23 protein-coding genes and 5 pseudogenes are annotated in these 25,852 nt (G+C 66.4%); 12 read left to right on the top strand and 16 right to left on the bottom strand.

Features of this window, described 5'->3' with window-relative positions; genetic code table 11:
* Positions 1-213 precede the first annotated feature (213 nt).
* The 4 genes from AOZ13_RS15890 to AOZ13_RS07445 are packed head-to-tail and all read left to right on the top strand — an operon-like array spanning position 214 to position 1,961.
* Positions 214-474, top strand: coding sequence for an HVO_A0114 family putative DNA-binding protein (locus AOZ13_RS15890; protein ID WP_449404299.1), 261 nt, complete (start codon positions 214-216; stop codon positions 472-474).
* A gap of 37 nt (positions 475-511) precedes the next feature.
* Positions 512-757, top strand: coding sequence for an AbrB/MazE/SpoVT family DNA-binding domain-containing protein (locus AOZ13_RS07455; RefSeq protein ID WP_021780238.1), 246 nt, complete (start codon positions 512-514; stop codon positions 755-757).
* Positions 757-1,185 carry a type II toxin-antitoxin system VapC family toxin gene (locus tag AOZ13_RS07450; RefSeq protein WP_044958276.1) on the top strand — a complete coding sequence of 143 codons (429 nt, stop codon included), beginning with the start codon at positions 757-759 and terminating at the stop codon, positions 1,183-1,185. Before AOZ13_RS07455 ends, AOZ13_RS07450 begins: the two co-directional genes overlap by 1 nt.
* A gap of 56 nt (positions 1,186-1,241) precedes the next feature.
* A complete protein-coding gene (locus AOZ13_RS07445) occupies positions 1,242-1,961 on the top strand; it encodes a transposase (protein ID WP_081641581.1) in 720 nt (239 codons plus the stop codon).
* A 302-nt stretch (positions 1,962-2,263) separates the two neighbouring features.
* On the opposite strand, the gene AOZ13_RS07440 is transcribed toward AOZ13_RS07445, so the two are convergent.
* Together AOZ13_RS07440 and AOZ13_RS07435 are read right to left on the bottom strand one after the other, a co-directional pair.
* Entirely contained in the window at positions 2,264-2,584 is a 321-nt protein-coding gene (locus AOZ13_RS07440) for an AzlD family protein (RefSeq protein WP_020222539.1), read from the bottom strand.
* Positions 2,581-3,333 (bottom strand): AzlC family ABC transporter permease, encoded by a 753-nt coding sequence (locus AOZ13_RS07435; protein WP_021780236.1) that lies wholly within the window; start codon positions 3,331-3,333, stop codon positions 2,581-2,583. The genes AOZ13_RS07440 and AOZ13_RS07435 overlap by 4 nt, the downstream gene beginning before the upstream one ends.
* 344 nt (positions 3,334-3,677) lie before the next feature.
* On the opposite strand from AOZ13_RS07435, the gene AOZ13_RS07430 reads away from it, so the two are divergent.
* Complete coding sequence (locus AOZ13_RS07430) at positions 3,678-4,391, top strand: helix-turn-helix domain-containing protein (RefSeq protein WP_021780234.1); 714 nt, start codon at positions 3,678-3,680, stop codon at positions 4,389-4,391.
* Between the two features lie 443 nt (positions 4,392-4,834).
* Here the strand turns inward: AOZ13_RS07430 and AOZ13_RS07425 are convergent.
* The 4 genes and pseudogenes from AOZ13_RS07425 to solA form a co-directional block, all read right to left on the bottom strand.
* Positions 4,835-7,344 (bottom strand): annotated as a pseudogene (locus AOZ13_RS07425) (GcvT family protein).
* A 229-nt stretch (positions 7,345-7,573) separates the two neighbouring features.
* On the bottom strand, positions 7,574-7,756 hold the full coding sequence (locus AOZ13_RS07420; protein WP_020221399.1) for a hypothetical protein: 183 nt from the start codon (positions 7,754-7,756) through the stop codon (positions 7,574-7,576).
* Between the two features lie 14 nt (positions 7,757-7,770).
* Positions 7,771-9,516, bottom strand: coding sequence for a BCCT family transporter (locus AOZ13_RS07415; protein ID WP_020221398.1), 1,746 nt, complete (start codon positions 9,514-9,516; stop codon positions 7,771-7,773).
* A gap of 271 nt (positions 9,517-9,787) precedes the next feature.
* Positions 9,788-10,932: pseudogene (gene solA / locus AOZ13_RS07410) on the bottom strand (N-methyl-L-tryptophan oxidase).
* A gap of 217 nt (positions 10,933-11,149) precedes the next feature.
* Between solA and AOZ13_RS07405 the strand changes: the two are divergent.
* Positions 11,150-12,292, top strand: a complete 1,143-nt coding sequence (locus AOZ13_RS07405) for an aromatic ring-hydroxylating oxygenase subunit alpha (protein WP_049933967.1) — start codon at positions 11,150-11,152, stop codon at positions 12,290-12,292.
* A gap of 10 nt (positions 12,293-12,302) precedes the next feature.
* A complete protein-coding gene (locus AOZ13_RS07400) occupies positions 12,303-12,659 on the top strand; it encodes a hypothetical protein (RefSeq protein WP_020221395.1) in 357 nt (118 codons plus the stop codon).
* 8 nt (positions 12,660-12,667) lie between these two features.
* Here AOZ13_RS07400 and AOZ13_RS07395 read toward each other — a convergent pair whose 3' ends face one another.
* Entirely contained in the window at positions 12,668-13,312 is a 645-nt protein-coding gene (locus tag AOZ13_RS07395) for a helix-turn-helix domain-containing protein (RefSeq protein ID WP_020221394.1), read from the bottom strand.
* 244 nt (positions 13,313-13,556) lie between these two features.
* Here AOZ13_RS07395 and AOZ13_RS07390 point away from each other — a divergent pair, with 244 nt between their 5' ends.
* Positions 13,557-14,471, top strand: coding sequence for a hypothetical protein (locus tag AOZ13_RS07390; protein ID WP_049933964.1), 915 nt, complete (start codon positions 13,557-13,559; stop codon positions 14,469-14,471).
* A gap of 18 nt (positions 14,472-14,489) precedes the next feature.
* Here the strand turns inward: AOZ13_RS07390 and AOZ13_RS07385 are convergent.
* Both AOZ13_RS07385 and ilvA read right to left on the bottom strand, forming a co-directional pair.
* Positions 14,490-14,892: pseudogene (locus AOZ13_RS07385) on the bottom strand (Rid family detoxifying hydrolase).
* A gap of 71 nt (positions 14,893-14,963) precedes the next feature.
* A complete protein-coding gene (ilvA, locus tag AOZ13_RS07380; protein WP_044958220.1) occupies positions 14,964-16,208 on the bottom strand; it encodes a threonine ammonia-lyase in 1,245 nt (414 codons plus the stop codon).
* A 469-nt stretch (positions 16,209-16,677) separates the two neighbouring features.
* Here ilvA and AOZ13_RS07375 point away from each other — a divergent pair, with 469 nt between their 5' ends.
* Together AOZ13_RS07375 and AOZ13_RS07370 are read left to right on the top strand one after the other, a co-directional pair.
* Positions 16,678-17,097, top strand: a complete 420-nt coding sequence (locus AOZ13_RS07375) for a GlcG/HbpS family heme-binding protein (RefSeq protein ID WP_020222454.1) — start codon at positions 16,678-16,680, stop codon at positions 17,095-17,097.
* Positions 17,094-18,379 (top strand): annotated as a pseudogene (locus AOZ13_RS07370) (amidohydrolase). Before AOZ13_RS07375 ends, AOZ13_RS07370 begins: the two are co-directional and overlap by 4 nt.
* A 42-nt stretch (positions 18,380-18,421) precedes the next feature.
* Here the strand turns inward: AOZ13_RS07370 and AOZ13_RS14445 are convergent.
* Both AOZ13_RS14445 and AOZ13_RS15275 read right to left on the bottom strand, forming a co-directional pair.
* On the bottom strand, positions 18,422-18,835 hold the full coding sequence (locus tag AOZ13_RS14445) for an MBL fold metallo-hydrolase (protein ID WP_021780225.1): 414 nt from the start codon (positions 18,833-18,835) through the stop codon (positions 18,422-18,424).
* Between the two features lie 11 nt (positions 18,836-18,846).
* Positions 18,847-19,098, bottom strand: coding sequence for an MBL fold metallo-hydrolase (locus AOZ13_RS15275; RefSeq protein WP_021780224.1), 252 nt, complete (start codon positions 19,096-19,098; stop codon positions 18,847-18,849).
* 160 nt (positions 19,099-19,258) lie between these two features.
* Here AOZ13_RS15275 and AOZ13_RS07360 point away from each other — a divergent pair, with 160 nt between their 5' ends.
* Together AOZ13_RS07360 and AOZ13_RS07355 are read left to right on the top strand one after the other, a co-directional pair.
* Positions 19,259-19,684, top strand: a complete 426-nt coding sequence (locus AOZ13_RS07360; protein ID WP_020221806.1) for a nucleoside 2-deoxyribosyltransferase — start codon at positions 19,259-19,261, stop codon at positions 19,682-19,684.
* A gap of 94 nt (positions 19,685-19,778) precedes the next feature.
* Positions 19,779-20,222: a universal stress protein gene (locus tag AOZ13_RS07355; protein WP_020221807.1), complete on the top strand. Its 444-nt coding sequence runs from the start codon at positions 19,779-19,781 to the stop codon at positions 20,220-20,222.
* Between the two features lie 313 nt (positions 20,223-20,535).
* Here AOZ13_RS07355 and AOZ13_RS07350 read toward each other — a convergent pair whose 3' ends face one another.
* From AOZ13_RS07350 to AOZ13_RS07330, 5 genes and pseudogenes are all read right to left on the bottom strand, one after another.
* Positions 20,536-20,769 (bottom strand): hypothetical protein, encoded by a 234-nt coding sequence (locus tag AOZ13_RS07350; protein WP_020221809.1) that lies wholly within the window; start codon positions 20,767-20,769, stop codon positions 20,536-20,538.
* Positions 20,770-21,573, bottom strand: coding sequence for an N-acyl homoserine lactonase family protein (locus AOZ13_RS07345; RefSeq protein WP_020221810.1), 804 nt, complete (start codon positions 21,571-21,573; stop codon positions 20,770-20,772). It abuts the gene before it with no gap.
* Between the two features lie 143 nt (positions 21,574-21,716).
* A pseudogene (locus AOZ13_RS15705) lies at positions 21,717-22,296 on the bottom strand (IS6 family transposase).
* 325 nt (positions 22,297-22,621) lie between these two features.
* Positions 22,622-23,614, bottom strand: a complete 993-nt coding sequence (locus AOZ13_RS07335) for an SDR family NAD(P)-dependent oxidoreductase (RefSeq protein WP_020221812.1) — start codon at positions 23,612-23,614, stop codon at positions 22,622-22,624.
* A 1,174-nt stretch (positions 23,615-24,788) separates the two neighbouring features.
* A complete protein-coding gene (locus tag AOZ13_RS07330) occupies positions 24,789-25,610 on the bottom strand; it encodes an IS5 family transposase (protein ID WP_049933970.1) in 822 nt (273 codons plus the stop codon).
* Between the last annotated feature and the right edge of the window lie 242 nt (positions 25,611-25,852).

Here is a 25,852-nt window from a genome sequence, read left to right as displayed (position 1 = left end):
GGTAGGGCAGGGTAGTTCACCGAACTGGTGTTGGGAGAAACCTAGACGCCGTCGTTCGGCCTACGAAGGGCAATTCAAACTTTGGAATCGTTCGATTTCAAGCAATCACGGGAGCAGATCCGAGTCGATGACGCGTTCTCTGGACTGTGGAGGTCTGGGGGGCGTACACGTACTCAGTATCGAAAGCGCCGGCAAAGTCCTCACCGACCCGCGATGCGGATTGTCGAGCACCTCCACAACCACAATGTTGAATCGGCACGCGAGCTCGCGCGAGAGCTGGATCGAGACAAGGGAAATGTGAGCCGCGACCTCAAGTTCCTCGCTAAGTACGGCGTCGTCGGGTTCGACACCACTGGGAGGGCAAAGCGCCATACCTCCAGCACGACCGCCTCGTGGTCCAGCCGGTCTACTAACTGGCTTCGTAGTTTTCTGAGCCGGGCTGCAACATTCTCCCGTGTACGGGAACACATGTAGGGGAACATGTATGGGTGGAGAAGACGTAGGGGCTCCTATGGCAGCAGAGGAAGGGCCTGAAGAAACGAAGGTGAGTGACCGGGGAATGGTGACGATCCCGGCGGACCTCCGCCGAAGGCTCGATATTGAACCAGGTGACAAGCTTCGATGGACAACCGATGAGGAAGGCAACCTCTCCGTCGAGATCGTCCATCAGCGGGAGGGCGTCTTCGACGACTTCGAACCCGTCGATGGCGGCGAGACGAACGCCGTCGAGGTCGAGGGCGAGTTCGGGGCTGAGTGATGGCGGCTGCTCTCCTTGATACAAATCTTCTCTTCGCTAGTGCAAGCGCCCGAGACGAATACCACGACCGCTCCCGGAAGATCATTCGGGGAATCGACCATGGGGAGCTTCCCGAAGCGATCGTCACGAACTACGTGGTTGCGGAGACGCTGAATCTGACTGGCGAGAAACTCAGTCCTGATGCTGCAAACCAGATGCTCGATCGGCTTATCGAAGGCGCGCACTTCGAGATCGTGCATGCTCCGAAGGCGGACTTCAACGCTGCGCAGGCCATTTTCCGTCGGTACGGCGAACTCTCCTTCGTCGATGCGACAATAGCCGCATTCATGGAGCGCGAGGAAATCGAGTACCTCTACTCGTTCGACGACGACTTCGACGCCCTCGATAATCTCACTCGACTCGACACCGCCGATAACCCCTTCAATTAGGCGTTTCGTGCTATCCACGCGAGCACTGCACTCGCGCTTACCCCACAGGGGTACGTGTGGGAACGTTTGCTCCTCTCCAACTCTATTCGAAGGGTGTGATTGGACCCGCCTCGGAAGAAGACGGGGTCAGCATCCTGTTTGACCTGTTCGTATCGACGAACACACCTCGCGCGGAGATCGTCGACCGGCTCGTGACGGAGGCGGAGCAGTACGTGGACATCCACATGGTGATGGCGGACCGCGAGTTCGACGGCCACCAAGTCCTCCACACCTTGGACGAGCACGACGTCACCTACCTCATCCCCAAGAAGAAGTACACCGACGACCTAGAGGGTGTTTCCAAGGTAGAAAACCACCCGATTTCGGATGTGGGTGTCGAGCCGGACGTCGAACTCTGGCTCGACGGCGAGCTCAGCCACGAGGTGAACATCATGTACGTCCCGTCGAGGAACGAGGACGGCAAGTACACAGTGATCTCGACGAATCGAAACGGCGTCGAACCCGAAGACGTTCGTGGACTCTGCGCGCGATATGATCGACGCTGGGAGATCGAGAACGAGTACAAGCAGATCAAGAAATTCCTCCCCACCCACGCCTCCACGGATTATCGAGTCAGGGCGTTCAGCTTCGTGTTTGGATGCTTGCTCTACAACGTTTGGCGGCTCACCGACTACCTCCTCAAGCTCGAACTCGGAATACCGATCCGCGACAAGCCCCTCCTGACTGCGGGCGAGACCATCGAGCTGCTCGCCTGCATCCTCGTCCCCGACGGCTAGCCCGTCAACAGCAGCCTCGACGTCTGAAAATCCTATAGCAGCAGCTCTCGCCTACTTCTTCTCGCAGGTTCCTCAAAGTCGTTTCCCAGAGGAGAGCCTATACCTTAGCCGGGTCATCCCATAAGAACTCTCGCTCGAATCACCCGTTTTTCCCGCTCAGTCGTTTGTAGATCGGTCAAACTCCGAACTTCTGGAGGCGTTGCGCGCTCAATCCGTGAACGTTTCGTGTCATTCGAAACTCCAGACAAACTACCGACTGAACAAGCGACGGGATCGTCACGACAATCGGGGAGGAGAAGCCCTCAGACAGCCTGTATGATCGTGCGGAACCCGACGTTGAGAACGATTCCGACGAGCATCGCGGAGAGGAGGCTGTCCGTGCGCCACGCGACGAGCACGACGCCGGCACCGGCGAGCCACCCGGGGGGACCACTCTGGAGGAGTTCCGGGGCGACGAGTGCGACGAGGATCGTCCCGGGCACGTACTCCAGCCACGCTCGAACCATCGGGGACAGCGAGAGCCGTCCGAGGAGCCAGAACCCCCCGATGCGCGTCAGGTAGGTGACGACCGCCATGCCCGCGATCGCCGCCGCGGCGACCCCGCCCACGTCGAGTCCGATCACGGCTCGCCTCCACGGGATTCTGAGTCTGCCTCACGCATTGCGTGGGTGAAGCCCCGCGTCGCGCCGTCGCGGACGACGCCCGCGAGGCTCCCGGTGAGTCCGCCGACGAGGATGTACCAGTTTCCGCCGAGGAGGGCCGAACTGGCGGCCGCGGTCAGCGCCGCGGTCGCGTACGGAACGAGGTCGCGTCGCCCGTTCCAGATCCCGACGAGGAGCGCGAGGTAGATGGCGACGAACGCGAACTCCAAACCGTACCAAGACGGGTCTCGGATAACGCCGCCCGCGCTCACGCCGATGATGGTCGCCGCGACCCAGCCGGCGAAGACGACGAGACCGCTGCCGAGGAGGAACGCGACGTCGCGTTCCTCCTCCCCGAAGGCGCTCACCGTGAGCCCCCACGACTCGTCGTTCAGGACGAACAGCGTCCCGTACACCTCGGCGGGCGATCGCTCCCGGAGCCACGGTCGGAGCGACGCCCCCATGAGGAGGTGTCGGAGGTTCACGAGGAACGTCGTCGCGACGATCGTCGCGACCGGGAGCGGGCGCGTCCAGAGACCGAGCACGACGAACTGGGCGGACGCTGCAAACACTGTCGCGCTCATCAGCGCGGCCTCGCTCGTAGTGAGCGGCGATTGCCGGGCGAGAATCCCGAACACGAGTCCGTAGACGAACACGCCCGCGGCGATCGGGAGGCTACGCCGAGCACCGCGGTACGCGCCCTGCCACGTGAACGACGTCTGGGAAGCCATCAGTTCTCAGGGAGCGGGTCCGGGCGGGGGTCGATCGAGCGGAGGGCCGAAGCGAGCGCCGCGGCGAACGAGCGTGCGCCGTTCGGCGTGCGGGACCGGTCGTCTGGTAGCGGTACGGCGTCGGAACCAATCCGGGTCTTCTCGGGTTTCTCAGACATCGTGTGCGTGGGCCGGCGGCCGAGGTGTGAGAGAGACGTCGTCGCGGTCAGAGGCACCACACCGCGACCGTGCCAGCCCCATCACGGTAGAGTGCTGGCGGGGTCGTGGCGGTTTCTCTAGGATCCTAGGGCCGCCCACGTGTCGGCACCGCAGTCTTCTCGTATCGCCGCTCCGAACGCGACGGTATGTCCGGCTCCGATCGCGAACTGCTCTCGGTCGACCTCGACGTCTGGCACCCCGACTGCTGGTCGACCGAGGTCGTCGAGGAGACGGGCGCGGGCGTCTTCGGGCACGGCAGCGCGACCGCCGACGGTCGCGCCGTCGAGCGATGCACCATCTACGGGGACTCGGCCGATCACGTCGCGGACGCCGTCGCGGTCGCGAAGGCCTCCGACCGGCTTGAGGACTGTCAGCCGATCCCGTCGGCGACACCGCGCGGCGCGCAGCCCGCGGCCGCGATCGGCGCGCGGACACGGGACGTCCGCATCGAGTACGAGCGCGAGGACGGGATCGGCCCGGCGTTCACCGCGCGCGGCTTCCTCCTCGACGGCCGCTCGCACATGACCGAGGACGGTGAGCGCTGGCCGTTTCACGTCCACACCGACCGCGACCGCCTCGAAGCGACGCTGGAGACCATTCAGCGCGAACACGAGGTCGACATCACGCTCGGGAGCATCACCACGAACGACGGGCGGGGCGCATTGACGATGGACGAACGCCACGCGGAACTCGCGCCGCGACAACGGGACGCGTTCGCTCTTGCACGCAAACGGGGCTACTACAACTGGCCGCGCGACGTCACCGCCGCCACTCTCGCCGACGAACTCGGCGTCGCCGAACCCACGTTTCTCGAGTACCTCCGCACCGCCGAGTCGACCCTGCTCGATCCCGGCCGCTGACGTCGCGGGCGAACTCTGGGAGCCGATCACCGCCCTCGATGGCGGGCTTCGGTCGTTGTCCTGTCGAGAATTATCAATGACACGGCAACAAATTTTTTATGATAGAGTCCATAGGGACGGTGTCATCCCACGGGGGATGGGGTCGCCTTCGGCGATCCGCCGGTGGGTGAACCGACCGCGATTGGTTCACCGGACGCCACAACCACGCTACCGGTGCGGAACGACACCCCTCGGTGCAGAAAGAAGTCTGAGGCAATTCCATTGCATCCCGCCCCACTGCGGGCGGGGGCTTCCACGACGACGAGCGATGGGTGTCCGCGGCGTCGCGCGTGAAACGACAGTACGAGCAGGGTGCCGGGGCGGGGCATCGCGTGCCGTCGCCACGTACACCATCGCCGATAGCCGTGCCGCCGCGTCGAACGTCGATCGCGGGACGCCCGACTTCAGCCGAGCATCCGCTCGCGCTCCGCGTCGAAGAGGGGGCCGGAGCGGACGGTCGCGCCGTGGCGTTCGCCCTCGTACTCGATTTCGACGGACTGTCCGGCGTCGGTGTACTCGCTCGGGAGGTAGGCGTAGGCGATCCCACGGTCGATGCTGTAACCGTAGTCGGCCCGACAGGCGTAGCCACGACGTCGCCATCGACGAGCACGGGGTGGCCGGCATCGACGACGACGCCCGGTTCGTCGAGCGTGATGGGCACGACTCGCTCGTCGACGCCGTCATCGCGGGCGTCGAGGAGGGCATCCTTGCCGATGAAGTCGGTGTCGAGATCGACCGCGAAGCCGATGTTGGCCTCGTAGGGGTCGTACTCGGGCGTGACGTCCGTCCCCCAGAGCCGGAATCCCTTCTCCATGCTCGTCGAGTCGAGCGCGGCCCACCCGACGGGCGCGATATCGTACGCCTCGCCCGCGTCCGCGATCGCGTCCCAGAGGCGCGCGCCGTACTCGGTGGGCGTGTAGATCTCCCAGCCGAGTTCGCCCGCGTAGGAGAGGCGCAGCATCGTCACGGGGATGCTCCCGAGGTAGGTCTCGGTCGCCGAGTAGAAGGGGAAGGCGTCGTTCGAGAGGTCGGCCTCCACGAGGTCCGCGAGGACGTTCCGGGCCTCGGGACCGAAGACGCCGATGCCCGTTCTGCTCGAGTCGTGGACGGTCACGTCCACGGAGCCATCAGCCGGGGCGTGCTCGGTGATCCAGCGCGAGTGCAGCGTCGCCGAACTCCCGCCGCCCGTGAACAGCGTATAGCGGTCGTCGTCGAAGCGCGCGACCGTGAGGTCCGCGAGGACGCCGCCGTCCCCGTTCAACATCGCGGAGTAGCGCATCCGGCCCGGCGTGACGTCGATGTCGTTCGTCAGGAGCCCTTGGAGGAACGACTCGGTACCCGGTCCCTCGATCTCGATCGGCGTGAACGTCGTCATGTCGACCATCCCGACCTTCTCGCGGAGGTGCTGATGTTCGACCCCCTGTGCCTTCGACCAGTTGCGCGCGAGCCAATCCGGGCGGTCCGGGACGTCGTACTCGTCCAGTAACGCTTCGTTCGTCTCGTACCACTGCGGCGTCTCCCACCCGTCGCCGTCGTAGAACTCCGCCTCCAATTCCGCCTGTCTGTCGTAGAACGGACTCCGCCGGAGCTCGCGCTGGTCGCGTGGCTGTTCGCGCGGGTGGACGAGCTGATAGAGTTCGCGGTACTGCTGGGCGCCGCGGCCGGACGTGTACTCGCGACTCCCGGCGTGGGGCTGGAAGCGCGAGACGTGCGCGCCGGTGGCGTCGACGCGCTCGCCGTCGAGGCGCGGCACTCCCCCCGCCATCCACTCCGCGACGATGCTCCCCGCGCCGCCGGACTGGGTCACCCAGATGGCGAGCGCCCACCAGAGACCCTCCGTGCCCTCGTCCGGACCGAGGATCGGCATGCCGTCCGGCGTGAACGAGAACATCCCGTTGATCTGCGAGGTCCACTCGGCGTCCTCGAAGGCGGGGACGAGTTCGCTCGCGGCGTCATAGGCCGCGCGGTCGTGGTCGGCGTGAGTGTTCTCGTAGAAGTGCTCTGCCGTGAACTCGCGGAGCGAGGGATACTCCAAGCCGAGGTCGTCGAGCCGCTCGGGACCGTAGATGTCCTCGGGATCCACGAGGAGCGGGGCGTGGTTGTAGGAGCCGACGCCGTAGCGCTCGCCGTGCTGGCGGAAGTAGAGCGAGTAGTCCTGATGGCGGAGGAGGGGCTGTTCGATCTCTCGCTCGGCGCCCGCGAGCGCGTCGAGTTCGTCAGAGACGAGATACTGGTGCGCGCAGGGGACGAGCGGGACGTCCGTGCCGACCATCTCGCCGAAGAGCGGTCCCCAGATGTTCGTCGCGAGCAAGACCTCGTCGGCCTCGATGCGGCCGCGTTCGGTGTCGACGGCGCGGACGCGCCCGCCCTCGGTGTCGATGTCCGTCACCTCGGCGTTCCCGTAGAACTCGACGCCGGCGTCGCGGGCGCGCTCGGCCATCGAGGCCGCGGCGCTGACCGCGTCCGCCTTCCCGTCAGAGGGGAGGTAGTACCCGCCCAGAGTCGCGTCGGCGTTCGCCTGCGGGACCCGCTCTTCGACCGCCGCGGGCGAGAGGAGTTCGCCGCCCTCCAAGCCGTAGGAGCGCCCCCACTCGCGCTTGCGTTTGAGGAACTCCCAGCGGTCCTCCGTGTACGCGACCTCGATGCCGCCGCAGGTCCGGAAGTCGCCGAACCCGTCGTAGAGGTCGCGGGTGTAGGACGCCATCTTCGACATCAGTTTGTTGCCGCCGGTCTGGAACACCAGCCCCGGGGCGTGCGACGTCGAACCGCCGGTCTCGAACAGCGACCCGCGATCGATGACGACGACGTCGTCGCGCCCCAGTTCGGCGAGGTGATAGGCGGCGCTGCAGCCGACGCAGCCCGCGCCGACGACGACCGTCCCGGCGCGCTCCGGGAGCGTAGACCGTGTGCTCATATACCATACACACGAGACCGCCCTCGGGGCATATCTCTCCGGGTGTACTATCTGTGCCGTATAACACCCCCCGCGCAGAGACGCGTCCCACGTCCGGTATCGGGACCGAGCGCAGGGACACCCACTCGCGGTCGGTCGCTCAGTCACTCGCGGGGGACGAGACCGACGCGTAGCGCGAGACGGAGAACGAGGACGACCGGTGTGGGGGCGCTCGACGAGCGCCGCGACGTCAGCGACCGACGAGGTACGTCTCGCGGAGGTAGATGAGCACGCTCACGCCGAGGAAGAGCAGGCCGGCGACGCGGAGGCGATGGACCGAAAGCAGGTAGAGCGCGGTCGCGAAGAGCGCGACGACGACGGCGACCGCCGCGTTCGCGGGCGCGTTCGACGTGGTGAGTGAAGTGGGTGGCATCGCGTCGTTCGTGATCAGTCGTCCGCGCTCTCGGTGGCGTCGCGGATGTCCGTGACGATGTCGGAGCGCGAGCGATCGATGTGGATGTCCTCCTCGGTCATGTCCTGAATGCGCTCCGCGAACTCCTCGGACTGGAGGAGTTCGTACTCCCTTCTGAGCCCGAGATACACCGTGTAACACATCACGACGAGGATGACGGCGAAGGGGAAGCCCGTGGCGATGGCGGCCGTCTGGAGGGCGTTGAGTCCGCCGCCGTAGAGGAGGAGTGCGGCGACGGCGCCCTCGGTGACGGCCCAGAAGATCCGCTGGGCGCGCGGGACGTCGTGCTTCCCGCCCGACGTGAGGTGATCGACGACGAGCGATCCCGAGTCGGAGGACGTCACGAAGAACGTCACGACGAGCAGCACGGCCAACAGCCCGGAGATCGCGCCGATCGGATACTGCTGGAGGAGCGCGAACATCGCGACCGTCTGTCCGGCGTCGTTGTAGGCGGCGAGCGCCGCGCCGTTCCCGTGCAGCGCGTTGAAGAGGCCGGTGCCGCCGAAGACGGAGAGCCAGATCGTGGAGAACAGCGACGGGAGGACGAGGACGCCGATGACGAACTCTCGGACGGTCCGGCCCTTCGAGATCCGCGCGACGAACATGCCGACGAACGGCGACCACGCGATCCACCACGCCCAGTAGAACACGGTCCACGCGTGGACGGTGGTCTGGCCGTCGCCGAGGACGCCCGTGAAGAACGCGAGCGACGGGAGGTTTCCGAAGTACGAGCCGAGACCCTGCACCCACGCGCCGAGGATGTAGACCGTCGGCCCGACGAGGAGCAGGAAGCCGAGCAGCGCGAACATCAAGTAGACGTTCAGCGTGCTGAGCCGCTTCACGCCGCCTTCGAGACCCGCGGCGACGGACGCGGTCGCGATGGCCGTGATGACGACGATGAGGGCGATCTCCGTTCCCGTCCCGGTCGGGATGGTCGCGACGCCGAGGACGTCGCCGAAGATGTAGGAGAGACCGGTGTTGATCTGCTTGACGCCGAGACCGAGCGAGGTCGCGAGACCGAACAGCGTCGCGAACACGGAGACGAGATCGATGACGTGCCCCGGCCACTCGTAGATGCGCTCGCCGAGCAGCGGCCAGAAGATCGAGCGGAACGTCAGGGGGAGCCCGCGATTGAACGAGAAGAACGCGAGTCCGAGTCCGACGAGACCGTAGATCGCCCACGGGTGGAACCCCCAGTGGAAGAACGTCTGCGTGAGCGCCGCCGCGCCCGCCGCGCCGGTGCCGGCGTCGGCACCGAAGAACCCCGGGACGTTCCCGAAGTAGTAGAGCGGCTCGGAGACGCTGTAGAACATCAGGCCGATACCCATGCCGGCGCTGAACAGCATCGACATCCACGCGAAGTCGCTGAACTCCTTTTCGGCCTCGACGCCGCCGATGCGGATCTTCCCGTACTTGCTCAGCGCGAAGAAGAGGAGGACGACGATGAAGAGGTTCACCGCGAGGAGATAGAACCACCCGAAGTTCCCCTCGAAGAAGCTCCTGACGCCCGAGTAGACGCTCGCGGCCTCCTGTCCGAGGAGGAGCGTCGCGGCGACGAAGACGCCGATGAGCAAGAGCGCCGCGGGGAAGACGACGGGATGGATGTCGAATCCCCACCGCTCGATGTTCGTGTCGCCGGGCTCGCGATCGGACTCCGGGTGGAACAGATCGACCTGTAACCCCTTCGTCATCCCGTCGCTCGCCTCGTCCCCGTTCGTCATCGATTACACCCCCCTCCGATCAGCGATGTGCGGTCCGTGCGTCACGAGGTCGCGTTCGTCGTCACGCGCCCGCCCGCGGTTCGTCGCCATCCGTCCGACCGTCGATCGTGTCATTGGTGTACACACCTCAGGTACGGACAGGTGATTGATAGCAGGTACCATAATCCTTCGCCAGAAGATACGAGGGTGTTTATGAGAAAACCACCCGAATAACATCTAATAGGACGCATGTCCGGCCGGACTAAAACAGATACCGGAATTTGGTGGACGGTCAGTCGAAGCGATCGAGGGCGAACATGTCGAGGTCGCGGTCGCTCTCGCCGTCGACGGCGAGGTCGGCGAGCACCTCGCCGATGGCGCTCGTGAACTTGAAGCCGTGGCCGGAGAAGCCCGCGCCGACCGCGACCTGCGGGTGCTCGGGGAGCGTGTCGAGGATGAAGTGCTCGTCCGGCGTGTTCGTGAACATGCACGTCGAGAGCCCCATCGTCGGGCCTGCCGCCTCCGGGAAGTACTTCTCCGCGACGTCGCGGAGGACGGCCTCGTCGGCTCGACTCGGCTCCCGCTCGAAGTCGTCCGGATCGACCGTCTGCTCGCGGTGATGGTACTTCCCGAGTTTGAAGCCGGGGACGTCGTGGACGGGGAAGCCGTAGAAACGCCCCTCGGGTACGCTGAGGTTCCACACCGGGAACGACTCGGGCTGGTAGTCGTCGAGGGCGTCGCCGTTCGGTTGGAACCATGCGAGCGCTTGGCGCTCCGGGACGGCCAGCCCGTCGAGCGCGTCCGCGAGCTTGTGGTTCCACGCCCCGGCGGCGAGCACGAGCGCGTCTGCGACGTAGACGCCGCGGTCCGTGCGGACGCGGACGCCGCCGTCGTTCGTCTCCGCCCAGTCCTCGACGCGCTCGCGCGCCCGGATCTCCGCGCCGCGCGCCTGTGCGGCCTCCGCGTGGCCGATGATGGCCTGCTCGGGGACGACGAACCCGCCGTCCTCCTGATAGACCGCGCGATACTCGGGGGGGAGGTCGTAGCCGGGGAATCGCTCGTTCACCTCCGCGCCCGTCAGCACCTCGTGGGGGATGTCGTGCTCCTCGCAGGAGCGTTTCGATCCCGCGAACACCGCGTTGTCCGCGGGACCGGCGTCGATCGATCCCGTCCGGTGGATGACCTCGCGTCCCGTCTCAGCGGCGAGGTCGTCCCAGAGGTCGTACGCGCGCTCGACGAGCGGGACGTACGAGGGGTGCTCGTAGTAGGCGCGCCGGATGATCCGCGTGATGCCGTGCGAGGACCCTGTGCGTGCGGGACGTCGTAGCGTTCGAGACCGAGGACGTCGAGACCGCGATCGGCGAGGTGGAAGGCGCTCGCGCTCCCCATCCCGCCGACCCCGACGACGATCGCGTCGTACCGCTGTGCCGTGGCCATCGTCCCGGAGGTTCGACACCCCCCTCCTTGATTCTTCACCCCGCGATGTGAAGCGCTTATGTGCCGGTCGGCGGCGTGTATCCCGTCACGCGCCACTTCGTGGTTCCCCGACCGACGGGCGCGGGGCTATCGCGCTCGACGCGTGCCTCGCACACCACTTATACCCGTGGGATATTCCCGACGAACCCTTTTCGTACCCCGTGTGTTCTATTCACACATGACACGGTGGAACGACGGCCGCGACGAGATCGGTGCGGTGAGCGCCGACATCACCGAGGAGACGAACGCCCTCCCGGCGAGGTACTTCACCGACCCGGACGTCCACGAGATGGAGAAGGAGAAGGTGTTCGGGCGATACTGGGTCTACGCGGGCCACGCGAATCGCATCCCCGAGCGGGGCGACTACTTCACGCGGACCATCGGCGGCAAGCAGATCATCGTCACCCGCGACGGCGAGGGCGACGTCCGCGCATTCTACAACGTCTGCGCGCACCGCGGCTCGAAGATGCTCGATGACGCCCCGATGACGGATCCGGGGAGCCTCGGCCGCATCACCTGTCCCTACCACCTCTGGACGTACGAACTCGACGGCGACCTCGCGAGCACGCCCAAGAGCTTCGAGGAGGCCACGCTCAACCCCGACCTCGACGACGAGTCCGTCCGCGGACTCGACCCCGAGGCGAACGGTCTCATGGAGGTCACGCTCGACAGCATCGGCCCGCTCGTCTTCGTCAACTTCGCCGACGATCCCGATCTCACGCTCGCCGAGCAGGCCGGCTCGATGAAGGACGAACTCGAAGCCCTTCCCCTAGAGGAGTACGAGCTCGCGCGCCGCTACGTCTCCGAGGTCGAGTGCAACTGGAAGACGTTCAGCGGGAACTATTCGGAGTGCGACCACTGTCAGGCGAACCATCAGGACTGGGTGCGCGGTCTCGAGCTGATGGAGTCCGAACTCGAGGTCAACGACTACCACTGGATCCTCCACTACCAGCACAGGGAGGACGTCGAGGACGAGATGCGCATCCACGACGAGCACGAGGCGAAGTTCTACTACTTCTGGCCGAACTTCACCGTCAACATGTACGGGACCGCCGACGGCTACGGCACGTACATCATCGACCCGATCGACGAGGGGCGCTTCCAGCTCATCGCGGACTACTACTTCCGCGATGCCGACCTCACCGAGGAAGAGGAGGAGTTCGTGCAGACGAGCCGCCAGCTCCAAGAGGAGGACTTCGAGCTGGTCGAACGCCAGTACGATGGCCTGCGCTCGGGCGCGCTCGCGCAGGCGCAACTCGGGCCGAACGAGCACACCGTCCACAAGCTCCACCGGCTCGCGCAGGACGCCTACGAGGCCTGACGCGATGGCCATGGAACGGGAGAAATCCGCGCACGCCGGCGCGCTCGCGTGCCCGACGTGCGACTTCCACACCACCGTCGCGGAGCCGAACGATGCCATCGAGTGCTATCGGCGCCACCGCAGCGTCACCGGTCACGCGATCGCGTGGGAGCGGACGGCGCTCGACGCCGCGGTCGAGACCGACGACGTCGAGACCGCGCTCGACGGTCTCGGCGACGAGTACGGGGAGGGCGTGCCGCTCGGCGTTCTCACGGCCGCGCTGGCCGAGCGGGGCGTCACCATCGAGGAGACGCTCGACGCGATTTACGCCCTCCGGATGGAGGGGGCGATCTACGAGCCGCGAGACGACCGCGTCCTCGTGGTCTGATCCCCCCCTCACTCTTCGAGGAGCGACGACTCGACGAGCTGTGCGGTGCCGCGGCGGAGGCGACCGCTGACGGCGGTCGGTGAGATGCCGAGGGCGTCCGCGAGATCCGCGAGCGAGGCGCCGCGCGGCTCGTCGAAGTACCCCCGTTCGTAGGCGGTGACGAGCGCCTCGCGCTGCGCGTCGGTGAGCGTGCTCGGTTCGCCGCTCGCCCAGCCCTCCTGTCGGAACGTCCGCTTCAGCTCGAAGTCGACGCCCTCGCGCTCGCAGAACTCCCAGAGTTCGGAGAGCGCTTCGCGATCGGCGAGCTGGAGGCGGACGGTCCACCCCCGCTCGGCGCTCTTCGATTCGAGCATCAGCCCGCCGACCTCGGTGACCATCGGCGAGAGAAGGATCGCGTCGTCGGGGTGGCCGATGCGGTAGACGCGCGTTCCTCCCTCCTCGGCGACGAGCGTCCAATCGCTGACCGTGTGATCGGCGTCGAGCGCGGCCTCGAAGCCGGCGTCGGCGCCCTCGACGAGGAAGAAGAACTGGCCGGTCTCGGGGTCGGTCGCGGACTGCGAGACGACCCTGAGTTCGTCGCTCGCGTGCGCGAGAATGGTCGGCGTCAGCGCGAGATCCTCGTGCGCGATATCCGCGACGGTGACGAGGCTCACGGCACCCCCCGGTGCGCGCGTTCGATGCACGCGCCGCCCGAGCCCGCGGCGTCGTTCGAGGAGCGGTTCCGTCCAGAGATAGCCACACGTCGAGAGCGATAGTGTCCAGAATCCCGCATTGTGGCGACTAACGGACGATATACGTATATAATTTCTCCCGTCTGTACTATCCACGCTGTATAAACTGACTCACTATTTCACACGTCGTTTCAGGGGCACAGAACGCATCCCGAGTACACGTACCATGCTCGTGGGCGATTCACTGCGACGGCTCGGGCGCTATCTCGATAAGTGCGAGCGGCGAACGGGCGTCGACGTCCGAGCCACGGACGTCGCAGTCACGGACGCGGGCGCGCGAGTCGACGTCGAACTCGCGCTCGACGCCGACGGCGGGGACACGCCCGCGGCGGCCGTCACGGACCGCGACTCCGCAATTGAAGTCGACGGAACGCTCTCCCTCGCGCTCGAATCGCGCGAACCTCTCCTCCCGCCATGCCCGAACGGCGTCGACATCGAGCTACTCGACGTCACGTTCGCCCCCACCGCCGCGGTCGTCGTCACGGCGCGCGCGTCTGTCGCGACCGCGGGCGACGAGGACGCCGATCGGGGAGCGCCGCGGTCCGACCGGGACACCGGCGTCCCGCCGTTCCGGGACCGGGAGCGGCTCGCAGAGATATACGCCTCGTGCGAGACGTTCGCGGAGATGGCTGACGTCATCGACATGGACGTCTCGGCGGAGACCGTCCGACGCTACATGATCCGGAACGGCGTCCACGAACCCGACACGTACGACACGGGGGACGCGGACGACGGCGAGACGGGGTCGTCGGAAACGCCCGACCCCGAGTCGCCGTCGCCGTCGCCGGCGCCGGCGCCGTCCCCGAGCGTCCGCGGGGACGCGACGCCGCCGCTCCGCGCGGACGGCATGGGTCTCCCCGAATCCGTGACGATCGACGACCTCGTGGAGGCGGTGAACGACGCCGCGACGATCCGCGAGGTCGGCAGGTGTCTCGGCATCGAGCGCATGGACGCCTTCGAGTTGCTCACCGATCTCGACCTCCTCGAGTTCGTGATGGGGCGGCTCACGCGCGACGACAGCAGAGCGGTGGGGCGCGAGCAGATCCTCGACCGTCTCCGCGAGACCGCGGCCGCGCGGTAGCCGATCCCCGCACCGACGCTAGTCGCCGGCGTCGGCGACGACCTCGATTTCGACGGCCGCGCCCTTCGGGACGTCGCCGACGCGACCGCGCTCCGCGCCGGCGGTTCGTCCTCGAAGAACTCGCTGTACGCCGCGTCGAAGCCTCGAAGTCGTCGACGTCGTCGAGGTACACCGTGGTCTTCAGGACGTCACTCGGGTCGAGACCCGCCGCCGCGAGGACGGCCTCCACGTTTCGGAGACACTGCTCGGTCTGTTCGCCGACCGGGGCGTCGCCGAGGCGGTCGCCGTCCGCCGTGAGCGGGAGCTGGCCCGCCGTGAACGGGAGCCGGCCCGCCGTGAACGGGAGGGAGCCGTTCGCCGTCGCCTGACTGTACGCGCCGACCGCGGCCGGCGCGCCGTCCGTGCTGATAGTTCGCTTCACGCGTGAACCGTCCACTCGGTGGGTGTTGACATCCTCTTCGCGAGAGGCTGAACCACAATATGTATGTTTGATTATGTGTTCCGAGTGACGTCGTCGACGGCGTAGCCGGCGTCCTCGACGGTCTCGATGATGGCCGCCGCGTGCTCGGCGCCGTTCGTCTCGACGCGGAAGACGAGGTGGGCTTCGCCGACATCGAGCGACTCGTCGGCGCGGACGTGTCGGACGTCGTGGATGTTCGCGCCGCGCTCGGCGATGAGTCCGGAGAGACGCTCCATCTCGCCGGGCCGGTCGTCAATGAGGACGCGTAAGCGAAGGGTCTGCTGACGGTCGGTGAGCGCGTGAACGAGCACGGTCTGGAGCATCGTCATGTCGAGGTTCCCGCCGCAGAGCAGCGGCATCACGGTCTCGCCCGCGACGTCGAGGTCGTCGGCGAGGAGCGCGGCGACGGAGGCCGCGCCCGCGCCCTCGACGACCTGCTTCGCGCGTTCGAGGAGGAGCAGAATCGCCCGCGCGATCTCGCCGTCCGATACCGTCACGACCTCGTCGACGTGCGCCTCGATGGTCCGTAGCGTCAACTCCGAGATGCCGCCGGTCGCGATGCCGTCGGCAATGGTGTCCGTCTCCTCGAGCGTCACGGGCACGCCTTTATCGAGGCTCTCGTGGACGGTCTCGGCGCCCTCCGCTTGGACGCCGACGACGCGAATGCTCGGGTCGTGGTGTTTGATCGCGGTCGCGATCCCGGAGATGAGACCGCCGCCGCCGATGGGGACGATCACGGTGTCCATCTCGGGGCGATCCTCGTACATGTCGACGCCGAGGGTGCCCTGCCCGGCGACGATGTCCGGGTCGTCGTAGGCGTGGACGAACTCGGCGTCGGTGCCCTCGACGAGCGACTGGGCGTACGCCATCGTCTCTTGGAAGTCCTCGCCGACGAGTTCGACGGTCGCACCGTAGTCGCGCGTCGCGTCGACCTTCGCCTGCGGGGCGTTCTCCGGCATCACGACCGTCGCGTCCGCCCCGCACTCGGTGGCGGCGAGCGCGACGCCCTGCGCGTGATTGCCGGCGCTCGCCGCGACGAACTCATCGACGCCGTCCGCGACGTCCTGACTGATCTTGTTGAACGCGCCCCGCGTCTTGAACGAACCCGTCCACTGGAGGTGCTCCATCTTCAGGTGGACGTCCGCGTTGACGAGCGCGCCGATCGAGGTGCTGCGCTCGACCGGTGTGTGTTTGACGACGTCGTCGTCGAAGCGCTCGCGCGCGCGTTCGATGTCGCTGTACTGGATCAGGTGGTCGGTGGTCGTGTGTTCGGTCATGGTGAGTTGGGTGGGTGTCGGCACCCGCGCGGCGCGCATCCCGTCTTCGCCTCGCCGCGACGGACGTTCGTGACAGCGAGCGGCGATATAGCTGTCGCCGAGCGCGTTCAGAGACCGATCTCGATGTGTGCCGTGCGTTCGAAGTATCCCCGATATAGGGCCTATACCGACGTCTGACGGCACTTCGAGACACGATCGACAGCGGGATGCACTCGAATCACGGGCGATCCACGAACGATACGGTATCTGATCGTTTCTGTTTCTATCGGTCGGGAGAAGCGATTCGGCGAGGGACGAGACGGCGGTGATCGCGCGCATCGACGAACGCGGTGACGACCTGACGGACGCGTGCTCGCTGTACGAGTCGAGACCGTCGACACGACCGACCGGTATTTCGACAGCTCGTGTTTCGGGCGCGCGGCGAGCGCGGCGTACCGTTAAGTGGGGAAGCGGTGTAGTGGCGAGTGACATGAGTGAGTCACTCACGCTCTCGGAGGCGACGGATCTGATCGAGGCCGCGGAAGCGGAGGCCGAGGAGATGGGGTTGAAGATGGTCATCGCCGTCGCGAATCCGGAGGGGAACCTGATCGCGCAACACCGGATGGACGACGCGTGGCTCGCGAGCGTCGAGATCTCGCGAAACAAGGCGTACACGGCGGCGGCGCTCCAGATGCCGACCCACGAGCTCGCGGAACCGAGCCAGCCCGGCGAGTCCCTCTGGGGACTTCAGACGACGGACGAGGGTCGAATCGTCGTCTTCGGCGGGGGCTATCCCCTCGAAGCCGACGGGGAGATCGTCGGGACGATCGGCGTCAGCGGCGGTGAGGTCGAACAGGACATGGCGGTCGCGAGCGCGGGCGTCGAGCGCTTCGAGGAGCGTCACGCGTGAGCGCGCCGATCGCGGAGCGCCGGATCGAGCAGCGGCGGGCGTTCCACGCGTACCCGGAGCCGTCGTGGTGTGAGTTCCTGACGACGAGCCGGCTCGTCGATCGAGTCAAAGAGATCGGCGTCGATGAGGTCCACGTCGGCGAGGCGGCGATCGCCGCGGACGAGCGCGTCGGCGTCCCGGACGACGACACGCTCGAGCGCTGGCGAACGCGGGCGGCGGAGCGCGGCGCGCGCGAGGACGTCCTCGACGCGACGGCGGGCGGGGCGACGGGACTCGTGGCGGTGCTCGATCGCGGGCCCGGTCCCGTCGTCGGGCTTCGAGTGGACATCGACGCGCTCCCGTTCGAGGAGGCGAGCGACGACGCCCACGAACCCGCCGTCGAGGGATTCCGCTCGGAGAACGAGGGGATCATGCACGCGTGCGGCCACGACGCTCACATGACGATCGGGCTTTCCGTCCTCGAGACCGTCGCGGCGAGCGACTTCTCCGGGACGTTCAAGGTGTTCTTCCAGCCCGCGGAGGAGGTGCTCGGCGGGGGGCGCCCGATGGCCGAGAGCGGACACGTCGACGACGTCGACGCGTTCTTCGCGGTCCACGTCGGCTTCGGTCATCCGACGGGAGAAGTGGTCGCGGGCGCGAGAAGCCGCTCGCGATCAGGCAGACGCGCGCGCGGTTCACCGGCGAGGCCGCGCACGCCGGCGCGGCGCCCCACGAGGGCCGGAACGCGATGCAGGCCATGGCCGCGACGGTGCAGAACGTCTACGGGATCGCGCGCCACGCGGACGCGCTCACGCGCCTGAACGTCGGCCGCGTGGAGGCGGGGAGCGCGAGCAACGTCGTCGCCGACGACGCGGTGCTCGAACTCGAAGCCCGCGCGGGGACGAACGACGTGCTCGACTACCTCACCGAGCGCGTCGATCGAGTCCTCGAACACGCGGGGGCGATGCACGACTGCGAGCTCTCGACGGAGACGGTCGGCCGCGCGCCCCGCGTCGACAGCGATGACGCGCTCGCCGACGTCGTCGGCGCCGTCGCGTCCGGCGTGCCGGCCGTCGAGACCGTGCGTCCGAGCGCGCCATTCGGCGCGAGCGAGGACGCGACCTACCTCATGCGGCGGGTGCAGGAGAACGGGGGGCTGGCGACCTACGTCATCGTCGGCACCGACCACCCGAGCGGCCATCACACGCCGCGCTTCGACGTCGACGAGGCCAGCATCGACATCGGCGTCGACGTGCTCACGGGCGCGATCGGACGGGCGTTCGCCGACGATCTCGCGTCGTGACCGCGCGAGGGCCGTCGCGCGGCGTCGGCGTCCCGATCGGCCCTACCGCTCGGCGAGCAGGTCCTCGATCCGGGCCGTCCCGGCATCGACGTGGCCGCCGTGGAAGCAGAAGGTGCGCGCGACGTCGCGCTCGGCCAGCGTCGCGACGCTCTCCCACGCGGTCTCGAGATCGGGCGTCGCGTCCTCGCGCGGGCCGACGAGTTCGCCCTCGACGACGTTCAGCGCGTCCGCGGTGAGGAGGAGATCGGCTTCGGGGAGATAGTAGGACGTGTGGCCGGGCGCGTGGCCCGGCGTGTGGATCGCCTCCATCGGGCCGGCGCGGGTCGCGAACGTCTCGCCGCCGAGGAGCCGGACGTCCACGGCCGTCGCCTCGATCGCCATCGGGCGCTCCGGGGTCGATTTCACGAGCTCGCGCTCCCCTTCGAGGTAGGGTACGGCGGCCTCGTGGGCGAACACGACCGCGTCGGTCAGATCGACGATCTCCGCGAGACAGCGGCGTGATCGACGTCCTGATGCGTGACGACGACGCCCCACACGTCGGCGAGTTCGAGGTCTTCCGCGTCGAGCGCGGCTTCGAGCGCGTCGACCCCGCCGGGCATCCCGACGTCGAGTAGGAGGAGACCGTGCGGCGTCTCGACGGCCGCCGGGTGGAGCGTCATCTCGCGGTCGTCGAACGACGCCTCCACCGACAGGCCGTACACACCATCTGCGAGTTCCATGCCGGCCGTTCGGTCGCCGCGATAGTGAAACGTGGGGGTTTCGCGATGGGCCGTCGCGGTCGTCCCCCGTGCCGATTCGTCCCCGATCCGTCCCCGATTCGTCCGCGTACCGCCCGCGCGAACGCGAACGTTGACGTACCGATGGGTCGAGTCGGTGCACATGGATCTCTACCTCGCCGCGCCGTTGTTCAACCTCGTTGAACGCTCGTTCAACGAAGATCTGACCGCCCGATTCGAGGACGCCGGGCACGACGTCTTCCTCCCGCAGCGTGACGGCATCGAGTCGCTCGACGATCCCGAGTTCGAGACGAACGAGGAGTTCCTCCAAACGATCTTCGAACTCGATCGGGACGGCGTCCTCGGCGCGGACGCGGTGGTCGCGGTCCTCGACGGCCGCGTGCCCGACGAGGGCGTGATGGTGGAACTCGGCATCGCCTACGAGAACGACGTCCCGATCTTCGGGCTCAAGACGGACGATCGCGTCTTCACGGAGGACGAGCCGGTCAACGCGATGCTCCACGGGGTGCTCGCGTCCCGCGACGACACCGTCGAGGACCTCGTCGCGACCGTCGACGCGCGCGCCTGAGGAGCGCGACCCGCTCGGCGTCTCGCGGATCCGAGCGAGTGTCGGCGTCCCCAAGGACCCGATGTTTATACGCTGGCCGACGTAGGTCGAGGAGATGTACGACGAGATTCTCGTTCCGACCGACGGAAGCCCCGAGGCCGAAGCGGCGATCGAACACGCCGTCGACATCGCGTCGAAGTACGACGCGCGGATCCACGCGCTCTACATCGTCGACGCGAGCGCGTACGCGACGCTCGACGCGACGGAGACGGTCATCGAGGACTTGGAGGACGAGGGCGAGGAGGCGGTCGCGACCGTCGAGGAGGCCGCGGCGGCCGCGGGCGTGGACGCGAGGACCGCCGTCGTGAACGGCAACGTCCACGAACTCATCACGGCGTACGCGCGGAACAACGACATCGATCTCATCGTGATGGGGACGCACGGCCGGCGCGGCATCGATCGCTTCCTCCTCGGTAGCGTCACCGAGCGCGTGATCCGCACGACGGACGTGCCGGTGTTGACAGTGCGGAGCGCGGGCGAGTCGGAAGAAGAGGACTAGACCGGGCCACTGTACATCTGGTCGTCGGCGTCGTAGCCGGGGAGCGCGTCGTCGCCCTCGGCGACGCTCGCCATGGCTCTGCGAGCTTGCCGTAGTACTCGCGGAGCGGTTCGCTCAGCGCGCCACGGCACAGAGCTGCTCTGATCCCGGACGCGGCCGCCTCTCGTGGGCGGGTCCGCAATTGGTGCGGGACGACGCTCCGTCTTGGCGCCGATTGTGTTCATCGTCGCGCTCATCGTCGGACTGAACGTCCTGCTCATCGCCGACGCCGTCGGCGTTCCGCTCCCCGTGTAGCGAACGCGGGGGAGCGGGGCTACCCCCAGTTGTGGAGGGCGTCGCGGACGCGGTCGGCGTGGCCGACGTCGACGAGCGTCTCGTCGGTGACGAGGAGACCGTGCGCGCCGGCCGGCACGCCGATAACGCGGATCTGATAGGCGAGTTCGTCGGTCGCGTCCGGGCCGAAGCGGAGTTCGGGGAGTCGGATGTTCCACACGCTCTCCGGAGCGAGGGCGTGGTCGGCCGCGGAGACCGAGCGGTCGTACGCCATCTACGACCACCCCGCGCGGATCTCGGCGAACTGCTCGGGGTCGTGTCCGAAGACGACCTGCGCGTCGTGCTTGCGCTGGAGGTCGCGGATCGTCTGGAGGCTCCGGAACCAGTGGCGGCCGCTCCAGAGAAGGGTCGCGCCGAGCGGCGTCTCGTTCTCGTAGTTCTCCGCCTGATAGACTTCGTCGCCGCTGAAGATGACGGTGCCCGCGTCGTCGAGGTGGATCATCGTCCCCGTGAGTCCGGGCGTGTGGCCGGGGAAGCGGATGAACTCGACGTCCTCGAAGTGCGTCTCCCGGTCCTGATGGAGCACCTGCCAGTTGAGGTCGTAGTCGAAGTCGTTGAGAATGTACGCGCCGCTTCCCTCGTCGGTCTTCGCGGAGTAGTAGGCGAACTTCAACTCCTTCTCGTGGACGTAGACGGGAACGTCCGTGCCGTCGAAGTGGTGGAGACCGCCGGCGTGGTCGAGGTGGAGATGGGACTGGAAGACGACGTCGATGTCGTCGAGGGAGTAGCCGGCGTCCGCGAGGTCGCCCTCGAGGGTGTGCTCGCGGACGTCGTGCGGGTAGAACGCCTGCTTCAGTCCCTCGGGCCACGCGCCATCGAGGGCCTCCTCGTGGTTGCCGGTGTCCCAGAGGATTGTCGCCTCCGGATGGTCGATGACGAGGTTGTACACCGGTATCTCGGCGTACTCCGTGTCCGGATTCGGCTCCTCGTGACTGCCGAGCGTGTTCCCCTCGATGAGGTAGTTGAGGTCGCACTCGAGACCGCCCCGATGAATGACGTCGATAGTCGCGTTGACCATGGATAATGGTTAGGGTTACCGGTATTTAATGTTTGCCGGCCAATCCATCATCGCGTTTAGCTGGAAATAGGCGCTAAGCCCCCGCACGGTTCGCAAACGGGTTCTCCGCCACGCGTCCTACCCCTGCGATCGGACGGGGTAGTTCACTGAGACTGATGCCATCTGCCGGTGAAGGCTTGCCACCGCGTTTCTGCGGTCGCCGGACCGACGTGGATGAAAATATCGATACCCGATCAAGTATCCAGTTCTATCTCTCGAAGGACACGTCCAACAGCTCCCGATCTCCGTGTTAAACGGCCTGAAATCGGAGCCCTTCTCGGTGGAATCGGTTGCGAGGTGCTGAGGCAGAATCAACGAGAGATACGACGTTACTGAGACGCAACGCGTCCCGGCCACCAACCAGAAACACGACGCGTTTCTGGTGACGGCGGACAGACAGAACTGCTCTCCCTTAATTCCGGTCACGGTCTCGGCGAGCGCGACGGGATCCGGACTCGGGACACTGGCGGGCTGTGAATTGGCCCCCTCATCCAGTCGTGAACAGCTTTCCGTGACCGGCGTGTACCGGACCACTCCAATTCCGAGATAATATCCAACAGTGATAGTATGGGGTGAGTGGAGTCGAATACCGAGTTCCATCAGCTCGCTCGGTGTCCGCTCTCGCTCCAGAGGATCTAACTCGAACCAATCGCTATGACCGCTGAGGCGGGCGATTTTCGCCATGGCGCAGCTGAACCTGCAATTGGGACGCGGGCCGTGATCCGCGAGCCACTCCTCCGCGGGCGCGTTCGGATCGATACTCCAGAAGTCGTCCCCGTCCGGGACGACGCCGGCGCGCCCCGATCCCGGTCCGGTGTCGGCAATCGTTACCGGACCCGACCGAGTGAACTGTTAGCACGGCGTAGTCGGCGTATGAAGAAGAGCAGCGATCTGATGTTCGTCGCGGGACTGCTCGCGGTCGCGTTGGCCGTCCACTACGCGCTCTACGGCTCGCTTCCGCTGGGGAAGCCGGTGTTCCTCGAGGAGTGATCCGCGGCGGGCGGGGACCCTACTCCATCACGCTCCCGCCGTTCACCGGGGTGTAGGTCCCGGTGACGAAGCGAGCGTCGTCGCTCGCGAGCGCGGTGATGGCGCCGGCGACGTCTTCAGGTTGGGCGACGCGGTCGAGCGGCGTCGAATCGATGACGTGCTCGCGGACGTCGTCGATGCGGTCCTCGGTCGCGGGGGTCTCGACGATGCCGGGCGCGACCACGTTCGCGGCCACGCCGTCCGCTCCGTACTCCTGCGCGAGGTACTTCACGAAGGAGTCGAGACCGCCCTTCGCGGTCCCGTGCGCGATGAAGCCCCCCTGTGGGCGCCGTCCGAGCCCGCTGGACACGTAGACCGCGCGGCCGTACCCCTGCTCGGCCATTCCGGGGAGGACCGCCTTCGAAACCGTGAACGCCGCCTTCAGCTCGGCGTCGAGCTTGGACTCGAAGTCCGCCCAGTCCATCTCCGCGAACGACGCGTACTCGAACGGCATGTTCGCGTTGTTCACGAGGACGTCGATTGTCCCCCACTCCTCCTCGACGGCGGTCACCATGGACTCGACGGCGTCGGGATCCGTCACGTCGGCCCGCTGGACGAGCGCCTCGCCACCGGCATCACGAATGCCCGCGGCGACCGACTCCGCCTCGTCCTCGCTCGATCGGTAGTTGACGACGACACGCGCTCCCCGTTCCGCGAGGCGCTCGGCCGTCGCTGCACCGATACCGCGGCTGCTTCCGGTGATCAACGCGATCCGGTCACTGAAATCGCTCATATACGGTCGCTCAGACGCCAGACACATGTAGATATCGATCCCGAGCGGCGCAGAAACGACGGACCGGAACGCCCCGAAAGCCGGGGGACCGGGAACCGTTATTCGCGGCGTTTCGTGGTTGACGGACTTCCAGACCGGCGTCCAGTCCTGCACCGACTCCCGGTAGGCCTCGTGGATGGACCCCTTGAACTCGGTGTCGTAGCCGCGCCGCTGTTTGACGTCGAGACCGAAGATGCCCACGTCCCGCGCGCGTCGTCCTCGTCGTCGAGCACGGAGTACGCGTTGTTCGAGAGTTCGAAGCACTCATTCGGCGCCCCCGCCGGGGCGGTCGTGAGCTTTCCTCGGAGAGACGTGACCTTCGAATACCCTCAGTCGACCGTGTCACCGGGTGAGCGTTCACCGCGAGCGCACTTGATGATCGGTGCGTGTTAATACATCTCTCTGGTCTTGTTGGTACGGACGTTTTCCGATCGGTCAAACACGACACGGAACAGTATTCGGTCGGCGCGGCATAGTGACTCGCATGTCTGTCGACGATCCGCCGAGGGCGTCGAGGGGCCACCCCGCCGCCGGCGGCGTCGACGCGAACGCGGATTTCGAGGGGGATCAGAGACCTACCGCGAGCGCGGCGTCCCGGTCTATCGGGAACCGAACGCGCCGGACGTCGTCGCGTCGGTCGCGGACGCGCTCGTCTCGGCGACGCTCGCGGCGTCCGAGTCCCCATTTCCAAGCCACCCGATTGCGTGGTCCGTGAAACCGTCCCCGACAGGCTTGCGGTGGCGGTGTCGACGGCGGTTTACGCTGATAGCTTTGTCAGGGTCACCGCGTCTGTCCGTCGGGTACCGATCCGGCTCACCGGTGCTCTCCGGACGGAGACCGCGTCCGCTCGTCGATCGACTTCGGACTCGGGGATGGCGTGCGAGAGGGAGACGCCGACATCGGTGGGACGCGTGGCCGGTCGTGTCCGATCCACCGAGCTATTGTCGCCATCGTGAACGGGGGGACATCAGACGTTTCGAAGTCCCACGGTCCCGTCCCTCCGTTACGGACGCGCTCGCGCGCCGCCGACGTCCCCGCTCGAGACCGACGACCCGCCGTATCTTTACGACAATATCTGCGTATCCTCTGCTGGGTGGTTACACGCATCGTGAACGAACACGCGACCACTCGGCGCGATCGGACGTGATGTTCGCCACGGTCTCACGCGATCCTGCCGCCGACTCACCCGACCGTCCCTCGGTGTCTCCCACATCCGACGCGCCGCCACCGCGTCGCCATCGATTACACGCATCGTGTTACGCGTCCGAATCCGGGACGTCCCACGAGCGATCGTATCGGTGGCTTCGCGGGAATACGGTGCCCGTTCGTTCGTCCGTCGATAGAACTGCCGTGTTGAATAGATGCTGAGTCACGGTTAGAGTGGCTCACAGAGCGGTTCTATGTTCGAGATGGCGAACATGAGGACGATTTCACGGAACTGTCGATACCAGCCCAGCGCTCGCACGGCGTCGCCGTGCGAGCGCTTCGTTGTCGAATAGGAAGTTTCGGCCATCCAGCGCTGAGAGTAGCCTTTTGCCCGGATGAGCGCGTTATGTCCAAGCGTCAACGGTCTCGACCCACGCTGTAAGATGAGTGGCTCGATGCCCAGCGCGTAGAACTCGTACTTCGTGACCCAGTTGTGGAAGGCTTTGTCGGCAGCTACGGACTGCAGGTCGTCCGCGTTCCGGCGGACGACCTGTGGCCCGGTCTTCGTATCGTGTTTCCACCGGGCAGAAATGTGTACGTCGAGAACGGCAAGAGAGTCTCTATCGGTTAAGGTCGTTACTTTCAGTATTTGAACGTCACTTCCCGACCGCTGGCGGTAGTACGATGAGGCAGAGCGGCGGTCGAAGAACGTGCTGTCCAGAGCTGCGTGACCGGATTGCGGGCGTTGCTGCGCGTTTCCGCGCAGCAACACCCGCCACACCCACATTTTCAGCCGGTCGAACGATTTGTAGATCGTCGTGTACTCCGGCAGATCGTTCCGATCTAAGCCGAGTACATCACGAATCTCGGCCATGTACTTCAGCCGATTTGGCGTTTCTCGGTAGCTGTGGTCTTCTTCGAGCCGCAAACAGTGCAGAACGACGTGCTTCCAGCGGGCGAACCCGCCGCTGGCGGGTTCACCCGCATACTTTCCCAACGCTTGTTTGACTAGACGACACTGCTCAACGAAGTCGAGGATATCGACTTCCATGGACAGAATCGATCTCCTCGACTTCACCCTTCTAACCCATGATATTAGCCGATTAGAACGCTATTCAACACGGCAGATAGAACTGGTCGGTAACGGGACCGACCCGCCGTCACCTATCCGTGGCACCTCTGGGAGATCGACCTCGACAGCGGTGAACACGAGACGTCAGGGAAGCGTATCGGTGTCTTCGACGTCGCTGTCGAGGATGGCGACGTCTTCGTCGCGATCTGAGCGGGATCGAC

This window comes from Halarchaeum acidiphilum MH1-52-1 (assembly GCF_000474235.1).
GTDB lineage: Archaea > Halobacteriota > Halobacteria > Halobacteriales > Halobacteriaceae > Halarchaeum > Halarchaeum acidiphilum.
Note: the sequence above shows the minus strand (reverse complement) of the source record. Positions and strands in the feature narration are given on the sequence as shown.

Excerpts from the sequence above, each read along its gene's own strand:
- AOZ13_RS15890 (WP_449404299.1), top strand. The coding sequence starts at position 214 with ATGCGGATTGTCGAGCACCTCCACAACCACAATGTTGAATCGGCACGC.
- AOZ13_RS07455 (WP_021780238.1), top strand. The coding sequence starts at position 512 with ATGGCAGCAGAGGAAGGGCCTGAAGAAACGAAGGTGAGTGACCGGGGA.
- AOZ13_RS07450 (WP_044958276.1), top strand. The coding sequence starts at position 757 with ATGGCGGCTGCTCTCCTTGATACAAATCTTCTCTTCGCTAGTGCAAGC.
- AOZ13_RS07435 (WP_021780236.1), bottom strand. The coding sequence starts at position 3,333 with ATGGCTTCCCAGACGTCGTTCACGTGGCAGGGCGCGTACCGCGGTGCT.
- AOZ13_RS07430 (WP_021780234.1), top strand. The coding sequence starts at position 3,678 with ATGTCCGGCTCCGATCGCGAACTGCTCTCGGTCGACCTCGACGTCTGG.
- AOZ13_RS07420 (WP_020221399.1), bottom strand. The coding sequence starts at position 7,756 with ATGCCACCCACTTCACTCACCACGTCGAACGCGCCCGCGAACGCGGCG.
- AOZ13_RS07415 (WP_020221398.1), bottom strand. The coding sequence starts at position 9,516 with ATGACGAACGGGGACGAGGCGAGCGACGGGATGACGAAGGGGTTACAG.
- AOZ13_RS07405 (WP_049933967.1), top strand. The coding sequence starts at position 11,150 with ATGACACGGTGGAACGACGGCCGCGACGAGATCGGTGCGGTGAGCGCC.
- AOZ13_RS07400 (WP_020221395.1), top strand. The coding sequence starts at position 12,303 with ATGGAACGGGAGAAATCCGCGCACGCCGGCGCGCTCGCGTGCCCGACG.
- AOZ13_RS07390 (WP_049933964.1), top strand. The coding sequence starts at position 13,557 with ATGCTCGTGGGCGATTCACTGCGACGGCTCGGGCGCTATCTCGATAAG.
- ilvA (WP_044958220.1), bottom strand. The coding sequence starts at position 16,208 with ATGACCGAACACACGACCACCGACCACCTGATCCAGTACAGCGACATC.
- AOZ13_RS07375 (WP_020222454.1), top strand. The coding sequence starts at position 16,678 with ATGAGTGAGTCACTCACGCTCTCGGAGGCGACGGATCTGATCGAGGCC.
- AOZ13_RS15275 (WP_021780224.1), bottom strand. The coding sequence starts at position 19,098 with ATGGAACTCGCAGATGGTGTGTACGGCCTGTCGGTGGAGGCGTCGTTC.
- AOZ13_RS07360 (WP_020221806.1), top strand. The coding sequence starts at position 19,259 with ATGGATCTCTACCTCGCCGCGCCGTTGTTCAACCTCGTTGAACGCTCG.
- AOZ13_RS07355 (WP_020221807.1), top strand. The coding sequence starts at position 19,779 with ATGTACGACGAGATTCTCGTTCCGACCGACGGAAGCCCCGAGGCCGAA.
- AOZ13_RS07350 (WP_020221809.1), bottom strand. The coding sequence starts at position 20,769 with ATGGCGTACGACCGCTCGGTCTCCGCGGCCGACCACGCCCTCGCTCCG.
- AOZ13_RS07345 (WP_020221810.1), bottom strand. The coding sequence starts at position 21,573 with ATGGTCAACGCGACTATCGACGTCATTCATCGGGGCGGTCTCGAGTGC.
- AOZ13_RS07330 (WP_049933970.1), bottom strand. The coding sequence starts at position 25,610 with ATGGAAGTCGATATCCTCGACTTCGTTGAGCAGTGTCGTCTAGTCAAA.